Annotated in this window: 23 protein-coding genes; 12 read left to right on the plus strand and 11 right to left on the minus strand. The window is 60.5% G+C overall.

Translation table 11 applies throughout. The features are described 5' to 3' along the window. Positions 1–6: 6 nt before the first annotated feature. Both AC07T0_RS14135 and AC07T0_RS14140 read right to left on the minus strand, forming a co-directional pair. Positions 7–1,686 (minus strand): alpha-keto acid decarboxylase family protein, encoded by a 1,680-nt coding sequence (locus tag AC07T0_RS14135; protein ID WP_495001761.1) that lies wholly within the window; start codon positions 1,684–1,686, stop codon positions 7–9. Then, positions 1,673–3,430, minus strand: coding sequence for a flavin monoamine oxidase family protein (locus AC07T0_RS14140; protein ID WP_495001762.1), 1,758 nt, complete (start codon positions 3,428–3,430; stop codon positions 1,673–1,675). The genes AC07T0_RS14135 and AC07T0_RS14140 overlap by 14 nt, the downstream gene beginning before the upstream one ends. 355 nt (positions 3,431–3,785) lie before the next feature. Between AC07T0_RS14140 and AC07T0_RS14145 the strand changes: the two genes are divergently transcribed. Further along, complete coding sequence (locus AC07T0_RS14145; protein ID WP_495001763.1) at positions 3,786–4,412, plus strand: hypothetical protein; 627 nt, start codon at positions 3,786–3,788, stop codon at positions 4,410–4,412. A gap of 16 nt (positions 4,413–4,428) precedes the next feature. On the opposite strand, the gene AC07T0_RS14150 is transcribed toward AC07T0_RS14145, so the two are convergent. Next, positions 4,429–5,130: a helix-turn-helix transcriptional regulator gene (locus tag AC07T0_RS14150; protein ID WP_495001764.1), complete on the minus strand. Its 702-nt coding sequence runs from the start codon at positions 5,128–5,130 to the stop codon at positions 4,429–4,431. 300 nt (positions 5,131–5,430) lie between these two features. Then, positions 5,431–6,036, minus strand: a complete 606-nt coding sequence (locus AC07T0_RS14155; RefSeq protein ID WP_495001765.1) for a glutathione S-transferase — start codon at positions 6,034–6,036, stop codon at positions 5,431–5,433. Between the two features lie 140 nt (positions 6,037–6,176). Between AC07T0_RS14155 and AC07T0_RS14160 the strand changes: the two genes are divergently transcribed. Both AC07T0_RS14160 and AC07T0_RS14165 read left to right on the plus strand, forming a co-directional pair. After that, the gene (locus AC07T0_RS14160; RefSeq protein ID WP_495001766.1) at positions 6,177–7,052 is read left to right on the plus strand and encodes a patatin-like phospholipase family protein; all 876 of its coding nucleotides are present in this window, start codon (positions 6,177–6,179) and stop codon (positions 7,050–7,052) included. Between the two features lie 176 nt (positions 7,053–7,228). Further along, positions 7,229–8,875 carry a phospholipase D-like domain-containing protein gene (locus tag AC07T0_RS14165; protein ID WP_495001767.1) on the plus strand — a complete coding sequence of 549 codons (1,647 nt, stop codon included), beginning with the start codon at positions 7,229–7,231 and terminating at the stop codon, positions 8,873–8,875. A 141-nt stretch (positions 8,876–9,016) separates the two neighbouring features. Here AC07T0_RS14165 and AC07T0_RS14170 read toward each other — a convergent pair whose 3' ends face one another. Beyond that, on the minus strand, positions 9,017–10,249 hold the full coding sequence (locus AC07T0_RS14170; protein WP_495001768.1) for an NADH:flavin oxidoreductase/NADH oxidase family protein: 1,233 nt from the start codon (positions 10,247–10,249) through the stop codon (positions 9,017–9,019). A gap of 78 nt (positions 10,250–10,327) precedes the next feature. On the opposite strand from AC07T0_RS14170, the gene AC07T0_RS14175 reads away from it, so the two are divergent. Beyond that, positions 10,328–10,753 carry a MerR family transcriptional regulator gene (locus AC07T0_RS14175; protein ID WP_495001769.1) on the plus strand — a complete coding sequence of 142 codons (426 nt, stop codon included), beginning with the start codon at positions 10,328–10,330 and terminating at the stop codon, positions 10,751–10,753. Positions 10,754–10,823: 70 nt separating this feature from the next. On the opposite strand, the gene AC07T0_RS14180 is transcribed toward AC07T0_RS14175, so the two are convergent. Together AC07T0_RS14180 and AC07T0_RS14185 are read right to left on the minus strand one after the other, a co-directional pair. Next, entirely contained in the window at positions 10,824–12,362 is a 1,539-nt protein-coding gene (locus AC07T0_RS14180) for an MFS transporter (protein ID WP_495001770.1), read from the minus strand. Further along, positions 12,359–12,529: a hypothetical protein gene (locus AC07T0_RS14185; RefSeq protein ID WP_495001771.1), complete on the minus strand. Its 171-nt coding sequence runs from the start codon at positions 12,527–12,529 to the stop codon at positions 12,359–12,361. The genes AC07T0_RS14180 and AC07T0_RS14185 overlap by 4 nt, the downstream gene beginning before the upstream one ends. A gap of 103 nt (positions 12,530–12,632) precedes the next feature. Between AC07T0_RS14185 and AC07T0_RS14190 the strand changes: the two genes are divergently transcribed. Beyond that, positions 12,633–13,517 carry a LysR family transcriptional regulator gene (locus tag AC07T0_RS14190; protein WP_495001772.1) on the plus strand — a complete coding sequence of 295 codons (885 nt, stop codon included), beginning with the start codon at positions 12,633–12,635 and terminating at the stop codon, positions 13,515–13,517. Between the two features lie 276 nt (positions 13,518–13,793). Next, on the plus strand, positions 13,794–15,875 hold the full coding sequence (locus tag AC07T0_RS14195; RefSeq protein ID WP_495001773.1) for a putative bifunctional diguanylate cyclase/phosphodiesterase: 2,082 nt from the start codon (positions 13,794–13,796) through the stop codon (positions 15,873–15,875). On the opposite strand, the gene AC07T0_RS14200 is transcribed toward AC07T0_RS14195, so the two are convergent. The 3 genes from AC07T0_RS14200 to AC07T0_RS14210 all read right to left on the minus strand — a co-directional run bounded on the left by AC07T0_RS14200 (position 15,872) and on the right by AC07T0_RS14210 (position 18,080). Continuing rightward, entirely contained in the window at positions 15,872–17,317 is a 1,446-nt protein-coding gene (locus AC07T0_RS14200) for a DHA2 family efflux MFS transporter permease subunit (protein WP_495001774.1), read from the minus strand. The genes AC07T0_RS14195 and AC07T0_RS14200 overlap by 4 nt on opposite strands. An 87-nt stretch (positions 17,318–17,404) precedes the next feature. Next, a complete protein-coding gene (locus tag AC07T0_RS14205) occupies positions 17,405–17,587 on the minus strand; it encodes an ATP-binding protein (protein ID WP_495001775.1) in 183 nt (60 codons plus the stop codon). Between the two features lie 22 nt (positions 17,588–17,609). Further along, entirely contained in the window at positions 17,610–18,080 is a 471-nt protein-coding gene (locus tag AC07T0_RS14210; protein WP_495001776.1) for an FAD/FMN-containing dehydrogenase, read from the minus strand. A gap of 538 nt (positions 18,081–18,618) precedes the next feature. Here AC07T0_RS14210 and AC07T0_RS14215 point away from each other — a divergent pair. From AC07T0_RS14215 to AC07T0_RS14235, 5 genes are all read left to right on the plus strand, one after another. Beyond that, positions 18,619–18,873 (plus strand): hypothetical protein, encoded by a 255-nt coding sequence (locus AC07T0_RS14215; RefSeq protein ID WP_495001777.1) that lies wholly within the window; start codon positions 18,619–18,621, stop codon positions 18,871–18,873. After that, positions 18,854–20,551 carry a ParB family protein gene (locus AC07T0_RS14220; RefSeq protein WP_495001778.1) on the plus strand — a complete coding sequence of 566 codons (1,698 nt, stop codon included), beginning with the start codon at positions 18,854–18,856 and terminating at the stop codon, positions 20,549–20,551. The genes AC07T0_RS14215 and AC07T0_RS14220 overlap by 20 nt, the downstream gene beginning before the upstream one ends. Before the next feature lie 486 nt (positions 20,552–21,037). Further along, complete coding sequence (locus tag AC07T0_RS14225; protein WP_495001779.1) at positions 21,038–21,877, plus strand: PFL_4669 family integrating conjugative element protein; 840 nt, start codon at positions 21,038–21,040, stop codon at positions 21,875–21,877. Further along, positions 21,874–22,446, plus strand: a complete 573-nt coding sequence (locus AC07T0_RS14230; protein WP_495001780.1) for a DUF3158 family protein — start codon at positions 21,874–21,876, stop codon at positions 22,444–22,446. Before AC07T0_RS14225 ends, AC07T0_RS14230 begins: the two co-directional genes overlap by 4 nt. Positions 22,447–22,448: 2 nt before the next feature. Then, positions 22,449–22,856, plus strand: coding sequence for a single-stranded DNA-binding protein (locus AC07T0_RS14235; RefSeq protein ID WP_495001781.1), 408 nt, complete (start codon positions 22,449–22,451; stop codon positions 22,854–22,856). A gap of 130 nt (positions 22,857–22,986) precedes the next feature. Here the strand turns inward: AC07T0_RS14235 and AC07T0_RS14240 are convergent, their stop codons facing one another. Next, entirely contained in the window at positions 22,987–23,544 is a 558-nt protein-coding gene (locus AC07T0_RS14240; protein ID WP_495001782.1) for a DUF4347 domain-containing protein, read from the minus strand. A gap of 283 nt (positions 23,545–23,827) precedes the next feature. Here AC07T0_RS14240 and AC07T0_RS14245 point away from each other — a divergent pair, with 283 nt between their 5' ends. Then, entirely contained in the window at positions 23,828–24,619 is a 792-nt protein-coding gene (locus tag AC07T0_RS14245; protein ID WP_495001783.1) for a DNA/RNA non-specific endonuclease, read from the plus strand. The last annotated feature ends 294 nt before the right edge of the window (positions 24,620–24,913 follow it).

The following is a 24,913-nucleotide window of genomic DNA, read 5'->3' on the forward strand; positions in this document are numbered from 1 at the left end:
CTCCTTTCAGGATGCGAGTCGTTCGATCTGCGGCGCCAGGTTTTTTTGCGGGATGACCACCTGGACCAGTACGGTCTCGTCGATCACCAGCAGTTTGAGCAGCAGTTCGCGCAACTCACCCAGGGTCGAAACCTTGTAGCCCTTGGCGCCGAAGCCCTGGGCCAGGGCCAGGTAATCCCAACTGGGCAGGATGTCGAACGGCGCGAACTCGCCATGTTCCTTGAACGCATTGATATTCACGAAAGCCTGCTCGATGGCGTAGACCTCGTTGCTCATGACGAACACCACAGCGTTCACGCGATTGCGCACCAGGGTCGACAGCGACTGACACATCATCATAAAACCGCCGTCGCCGGCGACCACCAGAGGCCGACGCTGGCCGCCCATGGCCACGCCCAGGGCGCAACCGGTCTCATGACCAAGGGAACCCCAGATGGCATCGGCGACAAAGCTGTTCTCCGGCATGCCCATGATATTACTGGCGGCGTACAGCGCCGAGCTTTCGCCGAGGATCAGCGCGCTGTTGTCCCACAGGCGTTGCTCCCGGGCAAAATCGCTCAGGGTGTCGAGGAACCGCTCATAACTCAGGGGCGTGTCGTTGGCGCTGGTCCTGAGTAGTGGCGAGAGGGGCTCGCGTGGCCGCAAGGGCAGTGGGAAATCGTCGTCCAGGCCCAGTGCGCTGGTCAGCGCGGTCAGGTACTGCGGCAGCGGAACATGGGGGTAATACTGCAGCCCGGTGCGGGCCAACTGGGCGTTGACCAGGATGATCTGGCCGAAATCCTTTTTCAGCAATTGCAGGTAGTCGTCGGTGAAGATAACCCCGATGGCCAGGATGCAGTCGGTCTGGTCCACCAGCTCCTGGGTCCACAGGCGTGAGGCGGTGCCCGCATAGGTGCCGATGAATTGCGGGTGGTTTTCGTCGACAACGGTCTTGGCTTCCAATGAGGTGGTGAATGACAGGCCGCTGGCTTCGATCAGGTGCAGCGCTTGCTTTTGCAAACCGAAACGGGCGATCTCGATACCGAGCATGATCAACGGTTTTTTCGCTTCGCGCAGGCGTTGCACCGAGGTCTCGACCGCGGCGTCCAGCGACAGCAGATCGCAGGCGGCCGGCACGGCAGACAGTTCGCCGACAGGTTCCTCGCAGGGTTCACCCCAGACGTTTTGCCAGGCTTCCAGGTAGATCGGCCGGCGCTGGCTGATGGCGGCGACCAGCGCCCGATCGATCAGGGCCGGTGCGGTGCGGCTGTCGTCCAGCAGTTCGCAGGCGACGGTGATGTTCTCGAACACCTTGCGCCCAACTTCCAGGTCGCCGGTGGAGTGGTGGAACAGGACGTCCGCGGACCAGATGATCTGGCGGTTTTTCGCCGACGGACTGGCACTGATGACCACCACCGGGTTGCGCTCGACATAGGCGCCGGCAATGGCATTCACCGCGCTGAAGGTGCCGACACCGTATTGCAGCGACACGGCGCCGATTCCGGCATAGCGGGCGTAGCCGTCGGCAGCGTAGGCGGCACTCATTTCATTGACTTCGCCGACCGGCTGGATATCGGTGGATTTTTCCAGGGCGTCCATGAATCCCGACACATAATCGCCGGGGACCTGGAACACCTTGCGGACCCCCAGTTGAAGGAGCCGCGCCAGCAGGTAGTCAGCGACAGTAAAGTCTCTACGTATTGCCATGGTCGATCCCCTTATAGGCAAATTGAGTCACTTCATTGAGGGTGTCTGCGCAGTCCTTGCAGGCCGGACGCTGGCCCGGTTGCAGGGTACAGCCGTCGGGTGTCGGCACCGGTAGCAGGGCGTAGTGCTTGGATAACCAGGTCGGACGCTTGAGCCCGAAGAAGTCCTGGAGTGTCGACTCGGCCACGGTCAGGGCGCCTTCGACCCAGCCCTGGCCATAAGAGTAGGCCTCGCCAACGATATGGATCTGCTGATTTTCCACCGGCCGGCGCATGCGGCAGATGATCTGGTCGAGTCGGTAATTGGCCTTCCATTCATGCCAGCCGCCGCCGTACGGGTCGGCATCCCAGGCGTGATAGACCGCCGAGTAGGGGCGCGGCAGTTCCACCTGGTCGTGGACCTGGGTGACCTGCATCTGTGCCACCCGGACCATTTCATCGCTGACGGTGAACTGGGTCCTGGGCACCACCGGCTCGCTCTTGAGCAGCCCGGCCAGGTTGCTGGGCGTGTGGCCAACGAATGGCGCACCGCCTTCCAGGCCTTTCCAGAACGGTACGGTGCCGATGTCGTTGTAGGAGGCCATCAGCAACGAGTTGAGCGTCGATTCGCCACCTTTCTGTTCGCATTCGGTGCCCATGTAGTAGATCTGCCGCACTGGCAGGTCGGTGACCGAGCGCCCGGCCACCAGTCCGAGCGCGCGCCACCAGGGCTGCTCATAGGCGAGGAAGAGCTTGAAGGCCGATTGCACCAGCACCGAACCGAGATTGTCCTTGAGCCACGGGTCGCTGAAGAACGGCGAGTCGATCAGTTCCAGGGAACGGCGTGGCATGGCCAGGATGATTTTCTTCGCCTTGACCACGGACTGGCCGCCGATGTCGTGGGTGCTGCCGTCCACCGTGGTGGTGGCCTGGAAGTGCAGGCGGTAGGGGAAGTCGGTGTCCTTGGCGTAGTTGATGGCGGTCAGCCGCTGGTTCATGTGCACCCGTTGCTTGCCCGGCAATTGTCCCGGCAGCTTGGCGAACTTCGCCGCGAGGGTCAGGGGCAGGCTCTGGAAACCTTTGCTCAGGGTCAGGAACTCGGTGGTGTCCTTGTATTCGGTGGCCGGCAGTTGGGTCACGGCGCTGGCATTGGCGACGTTGGCGTCATAACCGCCGGCGTCTTTCATGAACTGGTAACCCTCGTTGCTCATCACCCGGTAGAGCAGGTCCCAGAAACCGTACCGCCAGATTTCCTTGCCGAACACCGTGACCTGCATCTGCTGGCACAGGCTGAGCTTGTCGAAGCCCGGGTACACGTAGTTCATCACTTTGACCTGCAGGTCCTCGGGGCAGAAGCCGCGCTCGGACCAGGCCAGGTCGTAGGGGATCTTCTCCGGGGCTTCGACGAAGTCGCGATAGCGAAAGCGCTTGCCGCGCAGATAAAACAAGTTGTTCTTCGAGTAGACCGGCTTGGGCGCGCCCATGGGGAAATCCTGGCTGGGCAGCTTGAGGTGCTTGACCAGGCTGTCGACGACCACATGGCCGTCGGGCCCCGGGATGTAGCGCATGCCGCCGACCTCGGCGACCACATTGGGCAGCCCCGGCAGATGGATACTGAACAGGCGTCCGCCGATTCGCTCACCGTATTCGAACAGGGCAATGTTCTGCGTATCGCCATGGACCTGTTGCAGACGCCAGGCGCTGTAGCAGCCTGAGACACCACCACCGACCACGGCCACGTCAAGTTCCAGTTCTTGCGACTTCATGGCGAACTCCATTTCGAGGAGAGTGACTGAGGATTCGGAACGCGACCAAGTATTGTCGAGTTTTGTCGAAATGCCAGTTTGCCACTACGGCTTTTCGAATGGGCCGAGTCCTGACCGATCAATTGAAACCTTAGCCGCGATCGGGCGTTCTGGCGCCGCTGAATCGGCCGTCCTCTCAGGCGGGAGGTGTTTTCCAGGTCAATCGAAGTCAGGGTGGTCGGGTTGATTTTCCGGGAATGACCCTTCTCTGATTAAACGTTTTAAACCGGATAAGTTTTAGTAATTGTTTCTGTTTGGTCGATAAAATCAACGGCGTGGTAACTTTCACACGATGTTTGGCAAGGAATGTGACTGAATGGATCTCTCATTGTTAATGCCTCATCGTCAAATGGATGTGGAGGTAGGATCAGGGGCGCGTCTGAGAGCGCTTCTCAAAGAGTGTCATTTGACGGCAACGGATTTCGCACTCTATTGTGGTGTTAAGGCCCAGCATGTGAATAATTGGTTTAATCGGGGGGTGCCGTTGCGGCGGCAAGAAGCGATTGCCGCTTTGTTGTCGGTCAATGTTCGCTGGCTGCGTGAGGGGCGGGGGCTCAAGTACCCGGAGCGGGTCGATAAAAAACAGCCGGTCGATCAGGTCGTTTGTGACAAAGTGTCCTGGAGAACCGAAGTAAAGAGTGCGCCTGTCTGTTGGGTGCGTATGGTCGGCGATAATATGGGCGGGAGAGTTCCAGGAGGAGCGCTTGTTGCTTTTGAACCTTCGCTGACGAAGATTGAAGAAAAAACCGTGTGTGTGTTTATGTTGGATGGCGTACAGCGGGTAGACTACCTTTATCCTGAACCGAATGGGAGTCTGGGTCTACATCGCTACAGCGACGCCAATACATCAAAAAACAATAATACCCTGGTGGAGGCTTCGCCGCCGATCGTTGAAGTGTGCGGGCGGGTGTTGGGATGGGTGATGCTCGATGCGCTTGAGTGACGGTCCGTGAAGGCTTTCAAATCAGCCCGTACAGGGCTGCCCTCGCTACCGCGGCGGTCTTGTTGGCAGCCCCTAGCTTCCTGATGGCGGTGCCAATGTGGAAATTCACCGTACGCTCGCTCAACTGAAGCAGTTGAGCGATTTGCCCCACTGTCTTTCCGAGGGCGGACCATCTGAGCACCTCGATTTCTCGGGGTGAGAGTTTGTGGGGGCTGTCGATAGGCGATTGTAGGTCAGTCATGATGATGTGCAATAAATTGCACAACCAGATGGCATGGTTCGATTTTTCATGGAACTCTTCAAGTGAAAGTGCCGGGGTCGCTCGCGCGACACTTAGAATGCTTTTTCGACTGCGGGCGTCATGGGTGGATTGGGACAGCCCGTGTATCAGGCCATGGTTTTTTTGTTGCGCTCTAAAGTCGGGTTGCTTGAGAAAAGCTTCGTCCGACCAGAGCAGGGGGAGCAATGAATTTTGGCCGTGCAGGGTAATCGGATCTATCGCCTGGAAATAACGTTGTTGATAGAGCGTGTTCCAGGCGGGGGGATAGTTGTTGTGTGATTGGGCAGCGCCGTACAAGGGCGAGGGTGATGGGTAGAAGGTGTAAGCGTAGTGCTCAAAACCAAGTTGCTGAATCAGGGTTTCTGTCACCGCGAATAGTGTTTCAGTGTCCTTGATATAAGGCAGGTCTCGTAATAATTGGTCTTTCCAGTACTTCATTGTTGTGCCTTGGGTTAGAGAAAGGTACGGATTTGAAGGCCTGAAGTTTAGATAAAAACGAGGTCTATACAAGCCGGGTTGTTGATTTTCGGAAGAGGCTGAGTGTTGGCGTTTATAAGCAAACGTTTTTCAGCTATTTGGCGCATGAAATGTTGACTGCTGGTTTTCTGGGAGACAGCCGTTTCATACGATAGGAGGGGGCAGATTTGAGTCCGATGATTGGAGTCGGTCGCGGCGGTAGACCGTCAGGTAGACGCTACCGCCGACAGGATGAACGGCTGCGGGAGAGCGCGAGGGGGATCAGGTTGCCGGGGTACTGGCGAAAATCTCCAGGCGCTCGGCATAGGCGGTAAAGTGTTCCAGGTGCGGATAGTGTGTCGCTGGACATTGCTCGGGGAGCATCATCTTGCTGAAGCTCCAGGCAACCGCCAGGCTGATGCCTTCCTGACGAATCGTACCGTCCTGCGGCAGCGGCTGGCGCGCCAGTTCGTGCTCGATTTGCGTGTAGGCGGCGTGCAGTTGGCCGGTGACCCGTTCCAACCAGGGACCGTGCTGCTTTTCTGCCGGGCGCAGGTTCTTCTCGTAGACGATCTGCACCGATTTCTCGCAGGCGGCCAGGGCCAGTCCGATCAGCCGCAGCCCGCGTACTTGCTCGGCCAGGTTGGCATAGGACGGGCCAGGGCCGGCGATCAGCGCCAGATACTCGAGAATCAGCCCGGAGTCCATCAACACTTCACCGCTGTCGCAGACCAGGGTCGGGGCCTTGACCACCGGGTTGATCTGCGCAAAGCGCTCGAAGTCACGAAACACCGAGACCGACTGGTGTTCGAAGGCAATACCCAGGTGCTTGAGGGTGATGGCGACCCGGCGCACGTAGGGAGAGTCCAGCATACCGATAAGCTTCATTGATCTTGTCCTTTTGATACGGTGAAGAAACCTTGGTCGTTCTATTGAGTCCTGGCGAATACTAGTTGGCTATCGAGTTGAGTTTCAAGCCGCCAGCTATGCTCCTGTATGACCGTCATTGAGTACGAGCGAGGCCTGCCATGCACGCTGTCAAAACTGCCCTTGTGCTTGCTGGCGGCGGTAGCCTCGGCGCGGTCCAGGTGGGCATGCTCAAGGCCCTGGTGGAGGCCGGGGTGAGCTTCGATCTGGTGATCGGCGCCTCGGTCGGTGCCATCAACGGCGCCTACTTCGCCGCGCGCCCCACCGCGCAGGGTGTGGCGGAGCTGGCGGACTTCTGGCGCAACTTGCGCAAGGGCGATGTGTTTCCCTTGTCGTTGCTCGACACCCTCGGGGCGCTGTTCAATCGGCGCGGCTTTCTATTGCAGGCCACGGCGCTGGAACGACTGGTCAAGCGCGCCTTGCCCGTGGCACGGATCGAGGACACGGTCCTGCCGCTGCATATCGTTACCACCAACCTGCTGACGGGGGCCGAAGAGCTGTTGTCCAGCGGCAGCGTGGAGCAGGCGCTGCTGGCCAGCGCGGCGATCCCGCTGGTTTTTCCTTGTGTGAGGATTGGTGACAAGCTGTTGATCGACGGTGGTGTGGCGAGTAATACACCGATTGCCAGCGCGGTCGACCTGGGGGCCAGCCGCATCGTGGTGGTGCCGACGGGCTTCGGTTGCGCCTGCCCACAACCGCCCGCCGGCCTGGTGGCCTTGGCGCTGCACACGTTGAACCTGATGAGCATGCGGCAATTGGTGCGCGATATCGAACTCTACGCGCACCGGGCGGGTATTCACGTGGTGGCACCTTTGTGTCCCTTGGGGATCTCGGTCTTTGACTTCAGCCAGACCGATGCCTTGTTGCAGCGCGCCTATGAGCAAACCCGCGCCTGGATCGAAGAGGGCGGGCTGGTTCGTACCGGTGTACCCGATTCATTGCAGGCTCACACTCATCCCTCGGCGCATGGGCACTGAGGCCACTCAAGTAGCGGGTTGAGCCAGACGGTAATTCGCCGCTTGTCGTTGATCAAGGTCGAGGGTTGAAACGCTTGATGGAAAATTTCATGGCGCAAATCAGCCTGTGAAGTGCCCAGCGTGATAAAAATTCGCTACGCTCGAACCCCTCAGCGAACTTCCCAAGGATGTGATGCATGCGCGTACTTCAGAGCAATGCCCAGGACGATTTTCGGGTCAAGGCCTACGCCGGGACCAGTGGCGTGTTACTGGCCATCGACCTTGCCGAATCGCGGCGGGCCGGCCTGCTCGGTTTTGCCATCGAACGCCAGGAGGGCACCCAGCCGTGGGAGTTCCTGTTCAACAGCCTGACGTTCCCTGGCAAGGCGCACACCTTCCCCCAGTACCACGCGACCCCGAGCAATCTGGCGCCTTTGCAGAAATTCCGTTGGGCCGACTACAACGTCGAGCCCGGAAGCACCTGCAACTATCGGGTGCACCTGGCCTATGGCACGCCCGACGCACCGCAACTGGGTGAATCGCTGGCGGTGACGGTGACCACCGACAATGGTCTGCCCAAGGGCCAGCGGGTGATCTTCAACCGTGCGGTGGCGGCCAGTCAGGGTTTCGAGCGCAAGTTTCCCGACCTGGACAAACTGATCAGTACCCAGAAAAACCTGCCCATCGAAGCCTGGCCCGATGCGGCGCGCCTGTGGTTGGAAAACGGCCTGCTGGAAGAACTGCTCGGTTTTATCGCCCGGGCGACGGATGTGCAGTGGGGCCTGGATATCGCCATCTATGAGTATCAGTTAAAGGCGATTGTCGATGCGGTGAACGCGGCGCAGCAGCGCGGTGTGCGGATTCGCGTGCTGTACCACGCCAAGGTCGGTGATGAGGACACCACCCTGAACGAGCAGAGCCTGGCGCCGATTCCGGCCGAGAGCAAACGCGGGCGGGTCACCAGCAATATCTTCCACGACAAGTTCATTGTTCTCAGCCAGCGCGATGCCGGTGGCGAGTACCGGCCTGAAGCGGTGCTCTGTGGCAGTACCAACTTCACCGCCAACGGCGTGTATCGCCAGGCCAACGTGGTGCATGTGCTCGATGACAGCCGCCTGGCCAGCGAGTACACCCAGGTCTTCGAGGAAATCTGGGCGGCCCCGGCGGATGTGGCGGCGACCCGCAAGTGGATTACCCAGAATAATCCCATGGACCCGAGCCAGCCGCTGTTCGCCGGGTTTTCCCCGCGTACCGGGCAGGGCGATCTGAAAGAGTTCGTGCAGATCATCAGCGCGGCGCAAAAGGACGTGCTGTTCGCCACGGCCTTCGCCTTGCCCCAGGAAATCCTCGACGCCCTGCTCGGCAAGCCGCATGACGATGTGTTGCGCTTCGGCCTGCAGAATACCGCCAGCAGCATCTCGGGCATCCACGCCGACCGTACCGACGATTTTGTTGCCACGGCCTTGCTCAATACCGGTCTGGAGGGTTGGATCAAGGAAGGGCTGCTGGGCCAGAAGGGCAACCTGCTGGTGCATACCAAGGCGATCGTCACCGACTTCACCACGGATGCGCCGACCATTATCAGTGGCAGCCACAACCTCAGCGTTGGGGCCAGTGACGGCAACGACGAGAACTACCTGGTGATCCGTGGCGATGTCGATCTGGCCGACCGTTATGGCCTGGAGATTCTGCGTTTCTACGAGCACTACCGGTTTCGCTATTACGCGAAGAAGCTGGAGCTCAAGCAGGTCCAGCCGCTGTCACCGGACAACAGCTGGAGCGACGGGTATTACCAGGATGGCGATCTGAAAATGCTGTCGCGCTTGCGCTTTGCCGGGCGCTGAAATCCCGTCCGGGAAGCCGGGTACAGGGCCTGCATAACGCTGCGTTACCTGTAGGCGCTGGTTTGCCGGCGATAGCGTCTGATCGGGCGATGCAAGGCTCACGGTTCTCATCGCCAGCAAGCCGGCTCCAAGGGCGTGCGGTCAGGTGGCGAGATGTTTCATCGCCGCGCGATACTGCTTCGTCCGCCGGCCGATAAACAGCCGATCCAGCACCAGCGCCCACACCGCCGAGACTTCGGGGTGAGGGCGTTGGCCCTTGCTCAAACGCCGCAGCTGGAACTTGACCACCGCCATGCTCGCCAAGGCCGCTAGCGGCTTTTTCTTCCAGTGGATCGGTGGCAATTGCGGATGGCTGTTCCGGCCTTCGCGCCAGTGCCGGGGCAGGTGCGGCTCCACGGCCAGCGCGGTGCCGATACCGGCCATGGCGATGCCGCTGTCCAGCACCTGCTCGACGATGGGCAAGCGTCGAATGCCTCCAGTGACCATCACCGGCATGGTCGCGACCTTCGCCAGCGCGCCGGCCATCTCCATGAAATAGGCTTCCCGCGCCAAGGTGCGACCGTCCCGTGCTTCGCCCTGCATGGCCGGAGCCTCGTAGCTGCCACCCGAGAGTTCGACCAGGTCCACTGGCAAATCGTTGAGCCATTCGATCACTTGGCGCGCATCGTCAGCGTCGAAGCCGCCACGCTGGAAGTCCGCCGAGTTGAGTTTGACCGCCACGCAAAAATCCGCTGAGACAACTGCCCGGACCGCCGCGACCACCGACAGCAACAAGCGTGCGCGATTTTCCAGCGAGCCGCCCCAACGGTCGTTGCGCTGGTTGCTCAGCGGCGAGAGGAACTGGCTGATCAGGTAACCGTGAGCGGCGTGGATCTGCACACCGCTGAAGCCTGCTTGCTCGGCGAGGCGGGCACTGTTGGCGAAGCGCCCGATCACCTCTTCGATATCCGCTTCGCTCATGGGCCGCGGTTCGGCGAACATCTTCGAGAACCCGCCCAGGTCCAGCGCCACGGCGGACGGTGCCCAGGCGATCTGGCCAAGGTTGGCCATGGTCTGGCGCCCTGGGTGGTTGATCTGCATCCAGAACTGCGCGCCCTTGGCCCGACCAATGGCGGCCCACTGGCGAAATTTCTCCAGGTGCCGTTCATCTTCCAGCACCACGCCGCCCGGGCCGGTCATGGCGCGACGGTCGATCATCACATTGCCGGTCAGCAGCAACCCCGGCTCGCCGTCGGTCCAGGCACGGTAGAGTTCCATCAACTGAGCGGAGGGCGCGTTATCCAGGTCAGCCATGTTCTCTTCCATGGCGGCCTTGGCGATGCGATTCGGGATCTGTACGCCATTGGGCAAGAGCAGTGCTTGAAAGGGTGACATGCTTGACTCCGGGGTAGTGGGGAGTTCAGGCTAAGCTTAAACCTAACTTTAATGTCAAGCGTCCGTTCGAGGCCTCTTATGAAAATCGGTGAACTGGCCCTGCGCAGCGGCCTGGCGGCTTCGAAGATCCGGTTCTACGAAGCCCAGGGATTGATTCGCAAGGTACAGCGTCAGGCCAATGGTTACCGCGAGTACCCGGCCGAGGTGTTGCAGACGTTGTCGATCATCCAGTGCGCGCAACAGGCAGGTTTCAGCCTCGAGGAACTGCGGGCGTTGGTGCCGGTGGCCGAGACCGGGGGGGTGGGGCATGAGGTCATGGTCGACAGCCTGGAGCGCAAGATCGATCAGATCGAAGCCATGCAGGCGCGTCTGGCTCATAGCAAGTTGCAGTTGCTGGGGATCGTCAACAGTATCCGCAACCGGCCCGAAGGGACCAGTTGTACGGAAAACACCGAGCGGGTATTGGCGTCGATACAGTCGCCTCCATCGCGCCCGCCCTTGTAGGCGAGTTTCAATTCTCATTGCTGCAAGAGTCGCCGAAGGCCTGGTAGCGCAGGGCGAGCCCCGCGCGGATTTATTCCCTGGCCAATGAATAGGATCGGCTGACCGGCAGGGGATGGCGCATCAAATTGCCCACCACCAACGCCCCCGACAATGCCAGCAACCCCGCGACCCAGAGCACCGTGCCAAAGCCGCCGACAAAGGCTGCACGAGCCAAAGGCTGGACCATCTGGCGCGCTGACTCCGGCAGTGTTGCCATGGCTGCCGGCATGTCGCCGGCGACCACCCGCGAGGCAATCGCCTGGGCCTGATCGAGCCAGGGGGCGGCGTGCGCGGCGAGGCTGGCCTGGAGCAATTGCTCGGTATGGCTGGCCAGCAAGGCCCCCAACACACCAATGGTCAGCATGATCGCGCTGAAGCGCATGGTGGTGCTCATGCCCGAAGCCATGCCGGCTCGTTCCCGCGGCACGCAGGCCATGATGTTCTTCTGGGTGTCGCCGTTGAGCAGCCCGGCGCCGGCACCGGTCACGGTAATTGCCAGGGCGAACGGCAGATAGGCGCCACTGCCGACCGCCCATGCACTGAGCAGGTTGCCGCAACCGACCAGGGTCAGGCCGCTTGCCATCATTGTCGCCGGGGCAAAGCGTGAGGCCAGGTGAATACCGATGCGCGGGCAGATCAGCATGGCCAGGGCGAACGGCAGCATGCCCAGGCCTGAAGTCACGGCGGAAAAGCCCAGGCCGTTTTGCAGGTAGAACGGCAGCAGGGTCATCATCACCTGGGCGCAGCCGGCATAGGCGAACATCCCCAGCAGGGCACCGATAAAGCGCGGGTGACGGAACAGTTGCAGGTCGACCATCGGCCGTTGCTGTATCCGCTCGACGAACACGAACAGTCCCAGCAGCGCGGCGCCACCCAACAGTCGGGCGTAGGTCAGCGGGTTGTTCCAGCCGATGCGATTGGCTTCGATCAAACCCCAGATCAGGCACAGCAGCGCGCCGCTGAAGGCCAGGCTGCCCCAGGGATCGAGGCGCGCCGCCTGGCTGTCCCGGGACTCCGGCACGGCGTGACGGACCATCGCCATCAACAACAGGCCCACCGGCAGGTTGAGGTAGAAGGTCCAGCGCCAGCCCAGGTACTGGGTAATCAACCCGCCAAGCGTTGGCGCGGCGGTCATCGCCACGCCCATGCAGGCGCCCCAGAATGCCCAGGCCTTGGCCCGCTCGGCCTCATCGTGAAAGACATGGCCGATGGAGGCGAGGGCGGAGGTCAGCAGCAGCGCGGCGCCGATGCCCTTGATGGCGCGGGCGATATCGAGGAACAGGCTGTCGGGGGCCGCGCCGCAACCCAGCGAGGCGAGGATGAACAGGGTCAGGCCCCAGAGCAGGGTTTTGCGCCGGCCGAAGCGGTCGGCGATGTTCCCTGCCGGTAGCAGCAGGGCGGCGAAGGCCAGCATGTAGGCACTGACGACCCATTCGATATCGGCGAAGTTGGCCCCCAGGTCACGGGCAATGCTCGGCAGGGTGACGGCGACGATGTTGGTGTCGAGGACAATCAGCGAGCAGACGCCGGAGGCGGTCAGCAGCGTCACGCGCGGGCTGGCCCGGCTCATGGCTGGGCCTGCGACGGCAGGGCGGCGATGGCGTCCTTGAACCGCGTGCGGGCCAGCTCCAGATCCAGGATTGCCTTGTGGGCAATGCAGGGGGATGAATCGGCTGTTGCCACCAGCGGCAGGCTCAGGCAAGCATATGGCAAAGGGTTAATGGATTTGACGGGCATGCTGCAAGCTCTCTACTGTGGCGGTAGAAGCAGCTTATCGTGGGTCGCGCGTGGCTTTGTTAGGTGGGCTTCAGCACTTCATTACCTTTGAGCTAATGCTTGTATGGAGATTCGTCATTTCCGTTATTTCCTGGCGGTGGCCCGGCATCGCAATTTCACCCGTGCCGCCGAGCAGCTGGATATCGCGCCGCCGACCCTGAGTCGACAGATCCAGGACATGGAGGCGGCCCTCGGCACCCGGCTGTTTTTGCGCGGGCAGCGCGAAGTCACTCTCACGGAAGCCGGTGCGGCGCTGCTGCCGGAAGCCGAGGCGACGGTGCGTCAGTTCGAGTTCGCCCAGCGCAATGCGCAGCGGGCCGGGCGTGGTGAGGTGGGGCATATCGAACTCGGTTATGTGGCGTCGGCGGTGTACTCCGGGGTGTTGCAGCGTCAGGTCAAGGCCTTCAGCCGGGAGTTCGCCGAGGTCAGTCTGGCGGTGCGGGAAAGCCCGATGGCGGTGTTGCCGGGACTGATCGCCGAGGGCCGTTTCGATATCGGTTACGTGCGCTCGCCGATGTCCTTGCCCGAGGGCGTGGACGCGGTGCGCCTGAATGCCGAGGGGTTTGTGCTGGCCGTGGCGGACGATGCCTGGTTGTGCCGCTTGAAACAGATCGGCGCCGAACATTTGCAGAACGAAACCTTTATTCTCCCGGAGCAGATCAGCGGTACCCTGCAGGTCGCCGCCCAGGGCGGTTATGCGCCGAAGCTGGGGCCACAGCCCGGAGGGCTGGTGGCGGTGATCGCGGCGGTGTCCCTGGGCCAGGGCGTGGCGGTGGTGCCCGAGTCGGTGATCGGCCATGTGAACCTGCCGAATGTGCTGTATCGGCCGATCCATGGTTGCGCGGCGAGTTCCTGGTTGTCGCTGATATATCGACGCTTCGAAAAAGCTCCGGCGGTGGCGCGTTATATCGACCGGGTCAAACGTGAATTTCCCGGAGAGGGGGCTTGATCGAGCCTGAAGGCCGGAGCGACTCCCCCCATGATCGACTATCATCGGTGAAGCGACCGGCACGGTAAATAATATCGTTGCGGTCGGACCTGCCATCACCCATAAAGCATGCCGTTGGTCGGTCTTCCAGGGGTATTGACCTGTACGGCGAGCGGGTCCTCCTGAATAATGGCCAGTAGCCAATACTCCACCGCGCACTCGCAGGGAAGCAGGTACAATCCGCCGTTTTTTCACCGAGTCCGGGGCTTTCCCGACTCGATGTTTCAGAGACTCGTCATGCTCATTGGTAGCTATTCTCCCGTGCTGGTCTTTATTTCCCTCTGTGTGGCGATCCTGGCCTCTTATACCGCGTTGGACTTGACCGGGCGCATTGCCACGGCACGCGGTCGGGCGGTGTCCCTGTGGATGGCCGGCGGTGCCCTGGCCATGGGCGTGGGCATCTGGTCCATGCACTTTATCGGCATGCTAGCGTTCAAACTGCCCATTGCCTTGGCCTACGACGGGCCACTCACATTCCTGTCGCTGTTGATCGCGATTCTTTCCAGCGGCTTTGCCCTGTGGCTGGTCAGCCAGCCCCGCCTACCGATGGCCCAATTGGCTTTGGGTGCTCTGGTCATGGGGGCCGGCATCAGCGCCATGCATTACTGCGGCATGGCGGCGCTGAGGATGCAGCCCGGCATCGATTACGACCCGACCCTGTTCGGCGCCTCGCTGGTGATTGCCGTGGTCGCTTCCGCCGCGGCCTTGTGGATCGCCTTTCGCCTGCGGCGCAACACCCCCTATGTGCGCCTGGCCCGCAGCGGCGCCGCGGTGATCATGGGCCTGGCGATTGTCGGCATGCACTACACCGGCATGGCGGCCGCCAACTTCAGCGAGGGTAGTTTCTGCGGGGCGGTGGGCAGCGGGTTGTCCGGCACGGGCCTGGACAATCTGGTGCTGGTGACCAGCCTGGCGGTGCTGTCCATCGCGCTGTTGACCTCGCTGCTCGATGCGCGGCTCGAGGCCCGGACCGCCGTGCTGGCCAACTCGCTGAGCCAGGCGAATCAGGAGCTCGTCCAGTTGGCATTGCACGATACCTTGACCGGCTTGCCGAACCGGGTGCTGCTGGCGGACCGTATCGACCAGGCGATGCACAAGGCCACGGCCGATGGCGGCTGCTTTGCGCTGATGTTCATCGATCTGGACGGTTTCAAGCCGGTCAACGATGCGTTCGGTCACCACATGGGCGATCAATTGCTGCGTGAAGTCGCCCTTCGTCTGCGTGATGACCTGCGCAGCCAGGACACCCTGGCGCGTATTGGCGGTGATGAGTTTGTGCTGCTGGTGCAACTGGCCGAGCCGGACGATGCGCTGCAAGTGGCGTCGCGTCAGGTCAGCCTGATCTCCCGGCCTTTCCGGGTGGCCAACCACGACCTGTTGATCTCCGCGAGCCTCGGTATCGTGCTCTACCCGGGTAACGGCCAGACCGCCGAGGAATTGCTGATGAACGCCGATGCGGCGATGTATCACGCCAAGGGCGCCGGCAAGAACGGCCACAGCTTCTTCGACGTATCGATGAACAACAACGCACTCAAACAGCTTCAACTGCTGCAGGACCTGCGCCAGGCCCTGGAACAGGAGCAATTCCGCCTGTATTACCAACCCAAGTTCGATGCCCTCAAGGGCACCCCGGTCGGCGCCGAAGCGCTGTTGCGCTGGGAGCACCCGGAGGAGGGGCTGCTGCTGCCGGACAAGTTCATCACCCTGGCGGAAAAGACCGGTCTGATCATCCCCATCGGTGAATGGGTACTGAACGAGGCGTGCCGACAAATGCGCCTGTGGTATGAGCAGGGTTACCAGCATTGGCGGATCGCGGTGAATCTCTCAGCCCTGCAGTTTTGCCATGTGGGCCTGGTCGACAGCGTTGCCAGTGCTCTGGAGCGGCATCAGTTGCCGGCCAACAGCCTGACCCTGGAAATCACCGAAACCACCGCCATGAGTGACGCCGATGCGAGCATGGCGGTGCTGCAGAAACTCTCGGACATGGGCGTGGACCTGTCCATCGATGACTTCGGTACCGGCTATTCGAGCCTGATGTACCTCAAGCGCCTTCCAGCCAACGAGCTGAAGATCGACCGCGGCTTTGTCCGCGACCTGGAGCATGACAGCGACGACGCGGCGATCGTCTCGGCGATTGTCGCCCTGGGGCAGGCGCTGGGGTTGCGGATCGTCGCCGAAGGGGTGGAAACCGATATGCAGCAGAGCTTTCTCACCCGCCTGGGGTGCGACTCCCTGCAAGGCTACTTGCTGGGGCACCCCTTGCCGGCGGAGAGATTCATGGCCGATATCGATCGGCTTGAACGGCAGGCCGCGAGCTAGGCCTCGACACCGTCGAGGTGTTCACCGGTCTTGCTGCGCATCATTGTCGCGGCAAGGCCTGCACCCAGTGCGGCAAACACCGCGCCCACCAGAAAGGCGCTCTGATACCCGTCGTTGAGAGCTGACAGCGCCGGCACGCCCGCTGCGAGGTGCAGTTCGGTGCGCGCCGCGGCCAGGCTGGCCAGTGCCGCCAGCCCCAGCGCGCCGCCCATCATGAAGGCGGTGTTGACCACGCCGGAGGCCAGTCCTGATTCAGACGGTGCGACATCGTTCATCGCCGCCAGCAGCAGTGGATTGAACGCGATACCTGCGCCCAGTCCCAGCAACAGCATGCCCGGAAGGACGTGATGGAGGAAATGGCCATCGACCGGCGCCTGGGCGAACAGCAGCAGGCCGAGGGTCGCCAGGGCCAGCCCGACCGCCAGTGGCAGGCGAATGCCGAAACGCATCACCAGCCTGGCCGAGATCCCCAGGGAAAAGACCGCCATGATCAGGTTCGCGGGCAGGAACGCGAGCCCCACCTCCCAGGGCGTGTAGCCCAGCACCAACTGCATGTACAGCGCCGACAGAAAGAACCAGGCAAACATCGCGGCGGCCCAGAGCATGCCGATGATATTGGCGATGGCCAGGTTGCGCAGGCGGAACAGGCGCAGGGGCATCAGCGGCGCTTTCACCCGGGTCTCGATGACCAGAAAGAGCAGCAGCAGGCCGACGGCGATCAACAATTGGGTGAGCGTGCGTAGCGAGGTCCAGCCCATCTCGTTGCCATTGACGATGGCGTAGACCGCCAGCATCAGTGAGGCGGTCACACTGAGGGCACCGGCCACATCGAGGTTGCGGGACGGATGCTGGTTGAGGGTTTTCGAGAGCAGGCGCAGGGACAGCGCGATGACCACCACGCCGATCGGCAGGTTGACCAGGAAGATCCAGTGCCAGCTCAAGGTGCTGGTGAGCACGCCGCCGAGCAGGGCGCCCAGGCTGCCGCCACCGGCGCAGACGAAACCGTAGACGCCCATGGCCTTGGCCCGGTCGGCCGGTTCGCTGAACAGGTCCATGATCAGCGACAGGGCCACGGCGGTCACCACGGCGGCGGCCAGGCCTTGAAAGGCTCGGGCCCAGATCAGTGTTTCCTGGTTGTGGGCCAGGCCACAGGCCAGCGAGGCGAGGGTGAAGAACGCGATGCCGAGCAGGAACAGGCGTCGATGGCCGTAGAGGTCGCCTAGCCGACCACCCAACAGCAGGAAGCCGCCGAAGGTCAGCATATAGGCGTTCACCACCCAGGCCAGGGAGGTTTGCGTGAAGTGCAGGTCGGTCTGGATCGAAGGCAGCGCGACGTTAACGATGGTGGTGTCGAGCACGATCATCAGCACCCCGAGGCACAGGACGATCAAGGCGAGCCAGCGGTGGTCCGACCCGGCTGCGGGGGAGGCAGGTGCTGTCATGGGGGATCTCTCGTGGGAGGGCCGGCGAGTTTAGGCCGCCGATCAAGCGCGGCTCAATAGAGAGAGTGTAGGAAGGTTGTGAAGGGGTCAGGGCGATGGGCTGATGATCGGAGAGTGGATATCGCAGGCCGTGCCGCCCAGCGCATCCGAGCTGACCGTTACATCACTACCATGGGGCCTGGCGATTTCACGAACGATAAACACCTCCAGCCCGATGCTGCCCATGTCGCTGTCGTCTGCGGTGTTGTGGGTCTTCAGTTCTAACAGCATGGCCTTCAATGCGTGCAAGCCATTATGGATTTGCCACGGTATCCAGTGCTGTGCGCAAGTCGGCGGCGCTGGCGAATTCGTGTTGTGCAACCAGCCGGCCATTGTCCAACTGCAACCACAGTACCTTCTCCTCAGCGCCTGGGTAACGGGGCGCCACGCGGTTTTCGCGGTCGAGCAAAACGCGGTAGTTGTAGTCACGCATGGCGGGGATGGCGAAGAGTTTGCTGACCAAAGCAGGCATGCGCTGGATATCGGCCACGAATACGCTATGCCGCGCCTCCAGGAAACCTTTGGGCTTGTCCTGTAAGGCGGCCTTGACCAGCTTTGCGCCGTCCATCGTGCGGGCGACCAGCAGAATCTGGGTGCTCTCATCCAGGCTGTAGGGCCGGTCATATTGATCAAGCAAGGTCCAGGGGGCCAGGCGTTCGCCGATCTCTGTCGCCTGAACCAGAACCGGTAGCAGGCTCAACAACAACGCAATTGCAACTCTCACTGCTCATGACCTCGTAGTTCAGATTGTATTGATCGGCATTGTGCAGTGGCGGGACTCATCACGTTTCACGCAACCACATCATCCATGAAGTCGCCTGTAGCAACCTCGGGCATCAGGATAGCCAGGTGGGTTGTGCACGTCCGAGTCTTGTGCCCGTGAGGCCCGGGATTGCACTGCATCAAACGTCAGCGCCTGAGGTGCAGGCGGGTGTTGTGTTGCTTTTTCGCGTCAGTGACCGCAGCGACATTCCCCTCAAAGGAACGGATATATAAGTGAGCGTCCCACCGTGTGTGCTTGTTTTTCCCTTTTGATGAGGTGCCTTTACTGACAGAGAACCCTGAGGAAATGAACTAAAAATCTAAAGCGCCATTACGAAATGGATCCGATGAGGCGCGCGATGGCACTCATTCGCGGTGGGTGCGGATTCGGATCTTGCAGGAGGAAAGTTCGGTGGGATGGCTGAGTCATCGCATCGACAAGGCGAAGTAGAAGGGCGGTCGGCGCTGTGGGCGATCGCTACAACAGGGAGAATGCACAAATGGATTTGGGTCTTGATGAGCGTCTCGATGGCACCTGCACGGTGCTGTTCCAGCTCAGCAGAGAGTTGTTGGACCGCCGTGATTTTTTGTACGAGCTGGCTTGTCGCCTGGAGGGCTGGGGAGGGGTTGAGGTACTGCGTATTCAGCTCGAGGGGTACAGTTATGAGTCTCAATCCGATCTTGAAGACTTGGCAGAGGCTTTCGAGGACGTTGAGGGGCGACAAGGAGAGGGCGATGACAGCGCGATTACCTGATCCCGTTGTCGACACCCCGATGATTGTGACGTTGGACGAGCTGCGGGCCTATGAATACGACCCTAGGGTGAGTCGCAACCCACTGTATGACGAGATACGGGCCTCGATCCTCAGCCGTGGTTTGGATGCACCACCGCCCATCACCCGTCGGCCAGAAGAGGCACACTTCATCATCCGCAACGGCGGTAATACGCGGTTGGCGATTCTCAATGACCTCTGGCAGGAAACCCGAGACGAGCAGTTCTTTCGTATTCACTGCTTCTTTCGCCCCTGGCCGGCCCGGGGGGAAATCGTTGCCCTGGCAGGGCACTTGACGGAGAGCGATCTGCACGGTGGGCTGACCTTTATCGAGCGGGCGCTGGGTGTGGAGCGACTGAAGGCGTTCTATGAACAGGAGCTGGAGGCGTCGCTTTCCCAGCGTGAGTTGGCCAAACGTCTCATGGCCGATGGTTACCCGGTTTCGCAGTCCCACATCAGCAAGATGCAGGACACGGTGCGCTATTTGCTGCCGGCCATTCCCAATACGTTGTATGCAGGCTTGGGTAAGCCCCAGATCGAAAAGCTGGCCGCGCTGCGCCGTTCGAGTGAAAGAGCCTGGTTGAAGCACGCGAGGGCAGCGTTTCAACCAATGGATCATGGGCCACTGTTCAAGGAAACCCTCGCCCTGTTTGACCAGGGGAACTTCAACTACGAGCGTTTCCAGGATGAGTTGCTGCACAAGATGGGGCAGTTGCTGGGACAGGATTACAACACGCTAAAACTGGACTTCCTCGAACCTGAACGGCAGGTACCGCAACAGCATTCGTTGGGGCTCCCCCTGGCGTCTCCTACGTTACCGCCTCCGTTGATGCCCGGGCAGGTAGGGTTGGTCACTGACCAGGTTCCTGGGCCGTCAGGGGGGCTGGCGTCGGACAATCCCGTGAGGGTTGGCGAATTGGTTCCGCCTGAGCCTTTGGGCGAGCCGGAGCTCCCTGGTGGGCTTCCGTTCACGCTCGCTGCAGAGGAGCAGCCTACAGCTCTTCAGAGCCATATAGGCTCGACCATACCGCAACAGCTGCCGTCCACTGATGTGATCGGGCTTCTGCAGGTCAGCGACGAAGGTGATGCGATAGCCGATGTCGAGCCTATCCCCGAACCGTTCGTTGCGGTGCAGGTGGATGAATCCGATGGGGTGATGGACTGTGATGAGCTCCAAGGCGTTGTCGATGATCCTGAGGGTTTGCGCCAGGAGATTTTTAGTTTGGTGCAGGACATCGCCGATGAGGTGGCACTGGCGCCTGAGTCTTTCTGCGCGAGCGACCAGGGCATCGGTTTTCGGTGTGTCCGTCCGGTGGACTGGGGCAATGATTCGTTTACTGTCGCACCAGAGGGGCTCACGCCTCAGGCGTGCATTCTCCTCAATCTCTTGGAGGGGTTGAGCGACGGTTGTGGACTGGCGTCAGGGCCAGGACCACTCAGGGGCAACGTTAATCTGGCGTTGCCCTTAGAAATGCCCAGTGACCGATTTGCGGTCAAGCTCGGGCAATTACTACTGGGCGGTTTGCCGCTTGGCGATCAACCGGCATCGAGAGCTGAGCGTCTCAGCGATGCCGCCTTGATCAAGCTGTTCCGGGTCATACGCTTGGCTCGGCGCCTTATTGAACGACAGGAAGATCGGCCTGTGAGTCAGGTCATTTGATAACCATGGAATGGTGAAGGTACAGGTGCTCCCTTTGAATCTGGCAGTCATCTTTCAAGTATTGGACAACATCAAAAATGGCGAGCTGCATAACCTACGGGACATACGCTCCGTTCTGGAGGTGGCCATGCTGATGACTGTGCGTGAGCCAACGCTAAACCTGGCGATGGTCTTGAGCGTCAATTTAACGGGGAGTTGGTGTCCGGTCTGGTAGGGGTAAGTCCACCTCGTTCATCCTGGCAAGTGGGGGCAGAGTGGCTGAGGGGGCGTTCTCCAGGTGATTCCACTGGAATCATACTGGCAGGGCGCTACTGTATTTTCAGCCGGTTCAGTAGGTGGCTCGCTTGCGTCATTCCTGTTTTTTTCAGCGTTTTTTCTCGCTCTTCGCCCGCTAAAACGAATGGTCCGTAAACCTGTTTGTCGACTGACGTCTCGCCTGTTCCTGATGACACTGATGCCCTGACCTCAAGCTATCAGGAGTCTTCCATGTCCAATCCATTTCCACTCACTCTCGGTCCTTTGCGCAGTGCCATGGAGCTGACGCTTCACACTCACTACGCTGCCCGCATTTGGCAAGGCAGACCCGCTGGTGAAGAGAAGAGCGGCATCATCAGCCTCAACGGTTTCGTCGGCTTGATGAACAAGATCAAACGTGGAGCCGAGCGGGATGACCCCTATGCCGACTTCTGGATGATCCGTATCCACGAGAAGCTCAAGGACTCGAAAGACGCCTTGACCCTGATTAAGGATCAACTGGATGAGCTGATGGGCTGTCTGCCCACTGCCATTCGCGTAGGCGACAACCTCAATGTTCTCCCCGTCACGGTGCCGCTCTACATCAACACCCAGTTGGGTTTCTTGGCCGTGTACCTGCTGATCGACTACGACAACATCGTTCGCCGGTTGCTGCAGGCTCACCACACGGCTTTGATGGGCCGTCGGGATATGGAACGCTGGATCAATACGGGCGGGCATGTATTGCGCAGCCTGTTTGGCTTGGCCCAGGAGTTCAAGTTTTCCGGGGCTACCCGCGAGGATTTCATTGCCAACAATGCCGCGGCGCGAGAAGCCCGGGAGCGGTTTGGGGAGTTGCCGGCGGATGTGCTGGCGGGCACGCGGCGCTCTGAATTTGCACCTCAGATTATTCGGCGTCGGGTGAGCGATGAGAGGCCGGCAGTGGTCGTTGAAGAAGAGATTGAGGACGAGGCTGAGATCGAGGACGAGGCTGAGGTTGGGGACGATGCGGGGGAGAGCCCGGTGTTTTCGGTGCCTGGCTTGGTTGATAAAAGTGATGGGCTGCGAGCGCCTGGGAGGGTGATGCGATGAGTATTTCAGGAGATGCTTTTGGTGGTGATCACTCGGCAGCGCCGAGGGATGGTGCAAAACACACGGCCTTCCAGCCACTGCAACACACTGCCTTCCAGGCGTTGGAACACACAGCCTTCCTTAAAGGGCTTTTAAAGCCTTTTAAGGGTAAGGGGGAGCTGGTCGAATTCGGGGATGCGTGCAGTCAACTGACGGACAGCCTGATCGAGTTGGCCATCCAGGGTGTGCTGGCCCAAGCGGAGCGTTATCCGTTCACGTTGTTGCCTATTCGATTGACGAGACAGCCCACCGGAGCGGGTACGGTGTTCCTGCGTTGGAGTCGAGTGGACCGCAGCAAGATGGGTGTGGACCTGTGGGCGGAGTTGATTCGCGATGAGCGCACCTCCATCAATTTGGTGCCCGAGCTTTATGCGCTAGAGCTTCAGCGGATCGTGATCAATATGCAGATCAGTCTGACCCACAGCATCAGTCGCCAGGCGTTCCTGTGCGCTTGCAAGGTGGAGACTGCCGATGAGGTTTACCGTCAGCGAATGGATCAAGACGTCAGTCATCACACGGAGGGGAACTGACCATGGCCAGCAATTTTTGGGGTGAGGGCAACATCGGCACGAAGCCTGAGTTCAAGGAAATCCCCAACGGCAACAATGAGCCTTACCGGCTGCTTCGGCTGAATGTGTACTTCGACAATCCGATTCCGAAAAGCGATGGCGAGTACGAGGATCGAGGTGGCTACTGGGCCGGTGTTGAGGTCTGGCACAAGGACGCTGAGCGCTATTCCGAGCTCTATTGCAAAGGAATGCGGGTTCTGGTCACAGGGCGAATGCTCATGGACAAGTGGGAGGATGATAAAGGCATCGAATGCCGAGCAATGAAGGTCCAGGCCAGTCGCGTGGGGATTTTGCCGCATCGTGTTGAGAGCATTGCCATGGCGGTGCAGGAGCGTCCTTTGCCTGTTCCTGAGGCTGATGAGCCGGAATGAAGGCGCAGACTTTGGCTGGAGGGCAGTGGCTCCTTGTAAGAGCCGCTGCCGCTTCAATCAGTCTCCTGTTTGATCGGTGCTCGCCAGTTCACGGAGAGCACATCGCGTCGGTCTTGCGGCAAGGTTGACCTCACCAATATTGGTAGCGACTCCCGCGTTTTGTGACTTCCACCGGGTAGCTCCCCTTCGTACTCTCCCATACACCACCTCCGTTGACGGTGACGTTGACCGTTTCATCCCCCACCGTGTTGACTTGGACCTCGTTGTCGGCCGCGCGGACCGTGGCGTCTGTCGTCGCTGACATGGCCATCACGAAGGTCTTCCCGTGCTCGCCCCCGGCCACGGAGCAAGAAATAAGTGAGATCACGGCACCGTCCGCGAGGTAGGGCTTGATCGTCGCACCGAAGGTGGCGGGGTGAGTGTGCCGCGCATGGCCGGTCTCGTAAGAGATGTCACAACCCGGCGCATTGGACTCCTCGTGGCCAGAGATGGTGAGAAAGGCCGCGTGTGCGCCGTGCGTGCCAATCATCAGCAAGTTGACTGGCTGGGCCTCGATAAGGGCGGCGAGGAGGGTCGCAGGGTTGGCGTTGGCCGCCACGGCGGTGAAGGTGCTTGCAGAGAAGCGCTTTCGCATCACCTGGACGCAGTTCAAGTTGTCGTCGCTCGCAAAGTAAACCACGTTTGGCATGAAGGATCCCTCCTCAGGATTCTTCATCCTGGGCATGGGGGCTATCGTGCGTCAAGCCACTTTCCCTGGGTCGTCAGTTGCTCGTCGTTGTGATTCCACTGGAATCACAGTGAACTCCTGCTGGCCGATGAGCATTGCAGGAGGAGGGCAGTTTTTGTCGGGGCGATAATCGGGGAGACAGGGCGGGACTCGAAACAGTGCGCAATAGATGCGAATAGAGGTGCGGTCTGGCTGTGGCCTACTATCAGCGCTTCATCCTCAGTTCACGTCATAGGGACATGTCATGCGAACGAATTTACTCCTGGGTACGCTGTGTTTCTCATTCTTGGTCATGTCGGGCTGCCAGAGCCCTACGCAAGAAACGCTTCGGTCGCCGGCTCCCGTTGCAGCCGCTGTCACGTCGAACATCATCACGCTCGACAAGGGCGGCTTCGTGCTGACGTATGACTGTACCAATCACACTGCATTGCGTTATCAGTATGTGCTGACTGCTGATACCGGATCGGTGCCGCGCCCCTCGTCGTTTCGCTTGGACCCGGATCTGCCCAGTGGCTGTGGTCAGCAGTCCAGTGCGGCGACTTACTCCAGTGTCAGTGGTTGGGATCGAGGGCACCTCGTGACCTCCAACCACATGGATTACGACGAGACCTACATTCGTCGTGCCAACTACATGACCAACATCGTGCCGCAGGTGGGCACCTTCAACCGCGGTATCTGGAAGCAGGCAGAGGAGGTTGCCGAGTGCTATCGGGATCTGGCGACGGTTCACGCCTATGGGGGGGTAGTTTACAGCGATCCATCGAACGATTACTTCGTGGCTTCCCATGGCATTCGCACGCCTGACTATTTCTGGAAAACCGTCGTCACCACGAATGCAGCCAGGGAGACCCAGGCCATCAGTTGGTACATTCCCAATCAGGCCAGCCTGGGCAATCTGGATGCCTACATCCGCAGCATCAATGAACTCGAAGCTGTGGTCGGTGCAGAGAACGTGAACATTCCGGTGTCCGCCAGTGTGAAGGCGCAAAAGCCGGCGGCCACGTGGCCTAAGCCGAGTGGGTGTGACCTCAGCTGAGCCTATAGGCGAATTGGGCTATTGCCACGATGTTGGCTTCTGGCCGGTTGCGGCGGGTTGTAATAGGCCGCCTTCGAGCAAAAGCTGCTTGATGCACTTGCCCGATTAGTCGAATTGGCGCGCGTATCTAGCGACTTGATTGGGAAACAACTCAACGTACACCGCATGTGGAACACCCAGAATGTTGACCTCAATGCAAGGAGGCATGAGTTCTTCGGTAACCGTCCGGGCAACACACCTTCCTGACACCGTCGCTTGAGGCGATGGTGTCCACCTAAATTTAAGTGGACACCA

Source organism: Pseudomonas sp. GW821-FHT04D07 (assembly GCF_059420225.1).

Coding starts and splice junctions, on each gene's coding strand:
- AC07T0_RS14135 (WP_495001761.1), bottom strand. CDS start 1,686: ATGGCAATACGTAGAGACTTTACTGTCGCTGACTACCTGCTGGCGCGG.
- AC07T0_RS14140 (WP_495001762.1), bottom strand. CDS start 3,430: ATGAAGTCGCAAGAACTGGAACTTGACGTGGCCGTGGTCGGTGGTGGT.
- AC07T0_RS14145 (WP_495001763.1), top strand. CDS start 3,786: ATGGATCTCTCATTGTTAATGCCTCATCGTCAAATGGATGTGGAGGTA.
- AC07T0_RS14150 (WP_495001764.1), bottom strand. CDS start 5,130: ATGAAGTACTGGAAAGACCAATTATTACGAGACCTGCCTTATATCAAG.
- AC07T0_RS14155 (WP_495001765.1), bottom strand. CDS start 6,036: ATGAAGCTTATCGGTATGCTGGACTCTCCCTACGTGCGCCGGGTCGCC.
- AC07T0_RS14160 (WP_495001766.1), top strand. CDS start 6,177: ATGCACGCTGTCAAAACTGCCCTTGTGCTTGCTGGCGGCGGTAGCCTC.
- AC07T0_RS14165 (WP_495001767.1), top strand. CDS start 7,229: ATGCGCGTACTTCAGAGCAATGCCCAGGACGATTTTCGGGTCAAGGCC.
- AC07T0_RS14170 (WP_495001768.1), bottom strand. CDS start 10,249: ATGTCACCCTTTCAAGCACTGCTCTTGCCCAATGGCGTACAGATCCCG.
- AC07T0_RS14175 (WP_495001769.1), top strand. CDS start 10,328: ATGAAAATCGGTGAACTGGCCCTGCGCAGCGGCCTGGCGGCTTCGAAG.
- AC07T0_RS14180 (WP_495001770.1), bottom strand. CDS start 12,362: ATGAGCCGGGCCAGCCCGCGCGTGACGCTGCTGACCGCCTCCGGCGTC.
- AC07T0_RS14185 (WP_495001771.1), bottom strand. CDS start 12,529: ATGCCCGTCAAATCCATTAACCCTTTGCCATATGCTTGCCTGAGCCTG.
- AC07T0_RS14190 (WP_495001772.1), top strand. CDS start 12,633: ATGGAGATTCGTCATTTCCGTTATTTCCTGGCGGTGGCCCGGCATCGC.
- AC07T0_RS14195 (WP_495001773.1), top strand. CDS start 13,794: ATGCTCATTGGTAGCTATTCTCCCGTGCTGGTCTTTATTTCCCTCTGT.
- AC07T0_RS14200 (WP_495001774.1), bottom strand. CDS start 17,317: ATGACAGCACCTGCCTCCCCCGCAGCCGGGTCGGACCACCGCTGGCTC.
- AC07T0_RS14205 (WP_495001775.1), bottom strand. CDS start 17,587: ATGCTGTTAGAACTGAAGACCCACAACACCGCAGACGACAGCGACATG.
- AC07T0_RS14215 (WP_495001777.1), top strand. CDS start 18,619: ATGGATTTGGGTCTTGATGAGCGTCTCGATGGCACCTGCACGGTGCTG.
- AC07T0_RS14220 (WP_495001778.1), top strand. CDS start 18,854: ATGACAGCGCGATTACCTGATCCCGTTGTCGACACCCCGATGATTGTG.
- AC07T0_RS14225 (WP_495001779.1), top strand. CDS start 21,038: ATGTCCAATCCATTTCCACTCACTCTCGGTCCTTTGCGCAGTGCCATG.
- AC07T0_RS14230 (WP_495001780.1), top strand. CDS start 21,874: ATGAGTATTTCAGGAGATGCTTTTGGTGGTGATCACTCGGCAGCGCCG.
- AC07T0_RS14235 (WP_495001781.1), top strand. CDS start 22,449: ATGGCCAGCAATTTTTGGGGTGAGGGCAACATCGGCACGAAGCCTGAG.
- AC07T0_RS14240 (WP_495001782.1), bottom strand. CDS start 23,544: ATGCCAAACGTGGTTTACTTTGCGAGCGACGACAACTTGAACTGCGTC.
- AC07T0_RS14245 (WP_495001783.1), top strand. CDS start 23,828: ATGCGAACGAATTTACTCCTGGGTACGCTGTGTTTCTCATTCTTGGTC.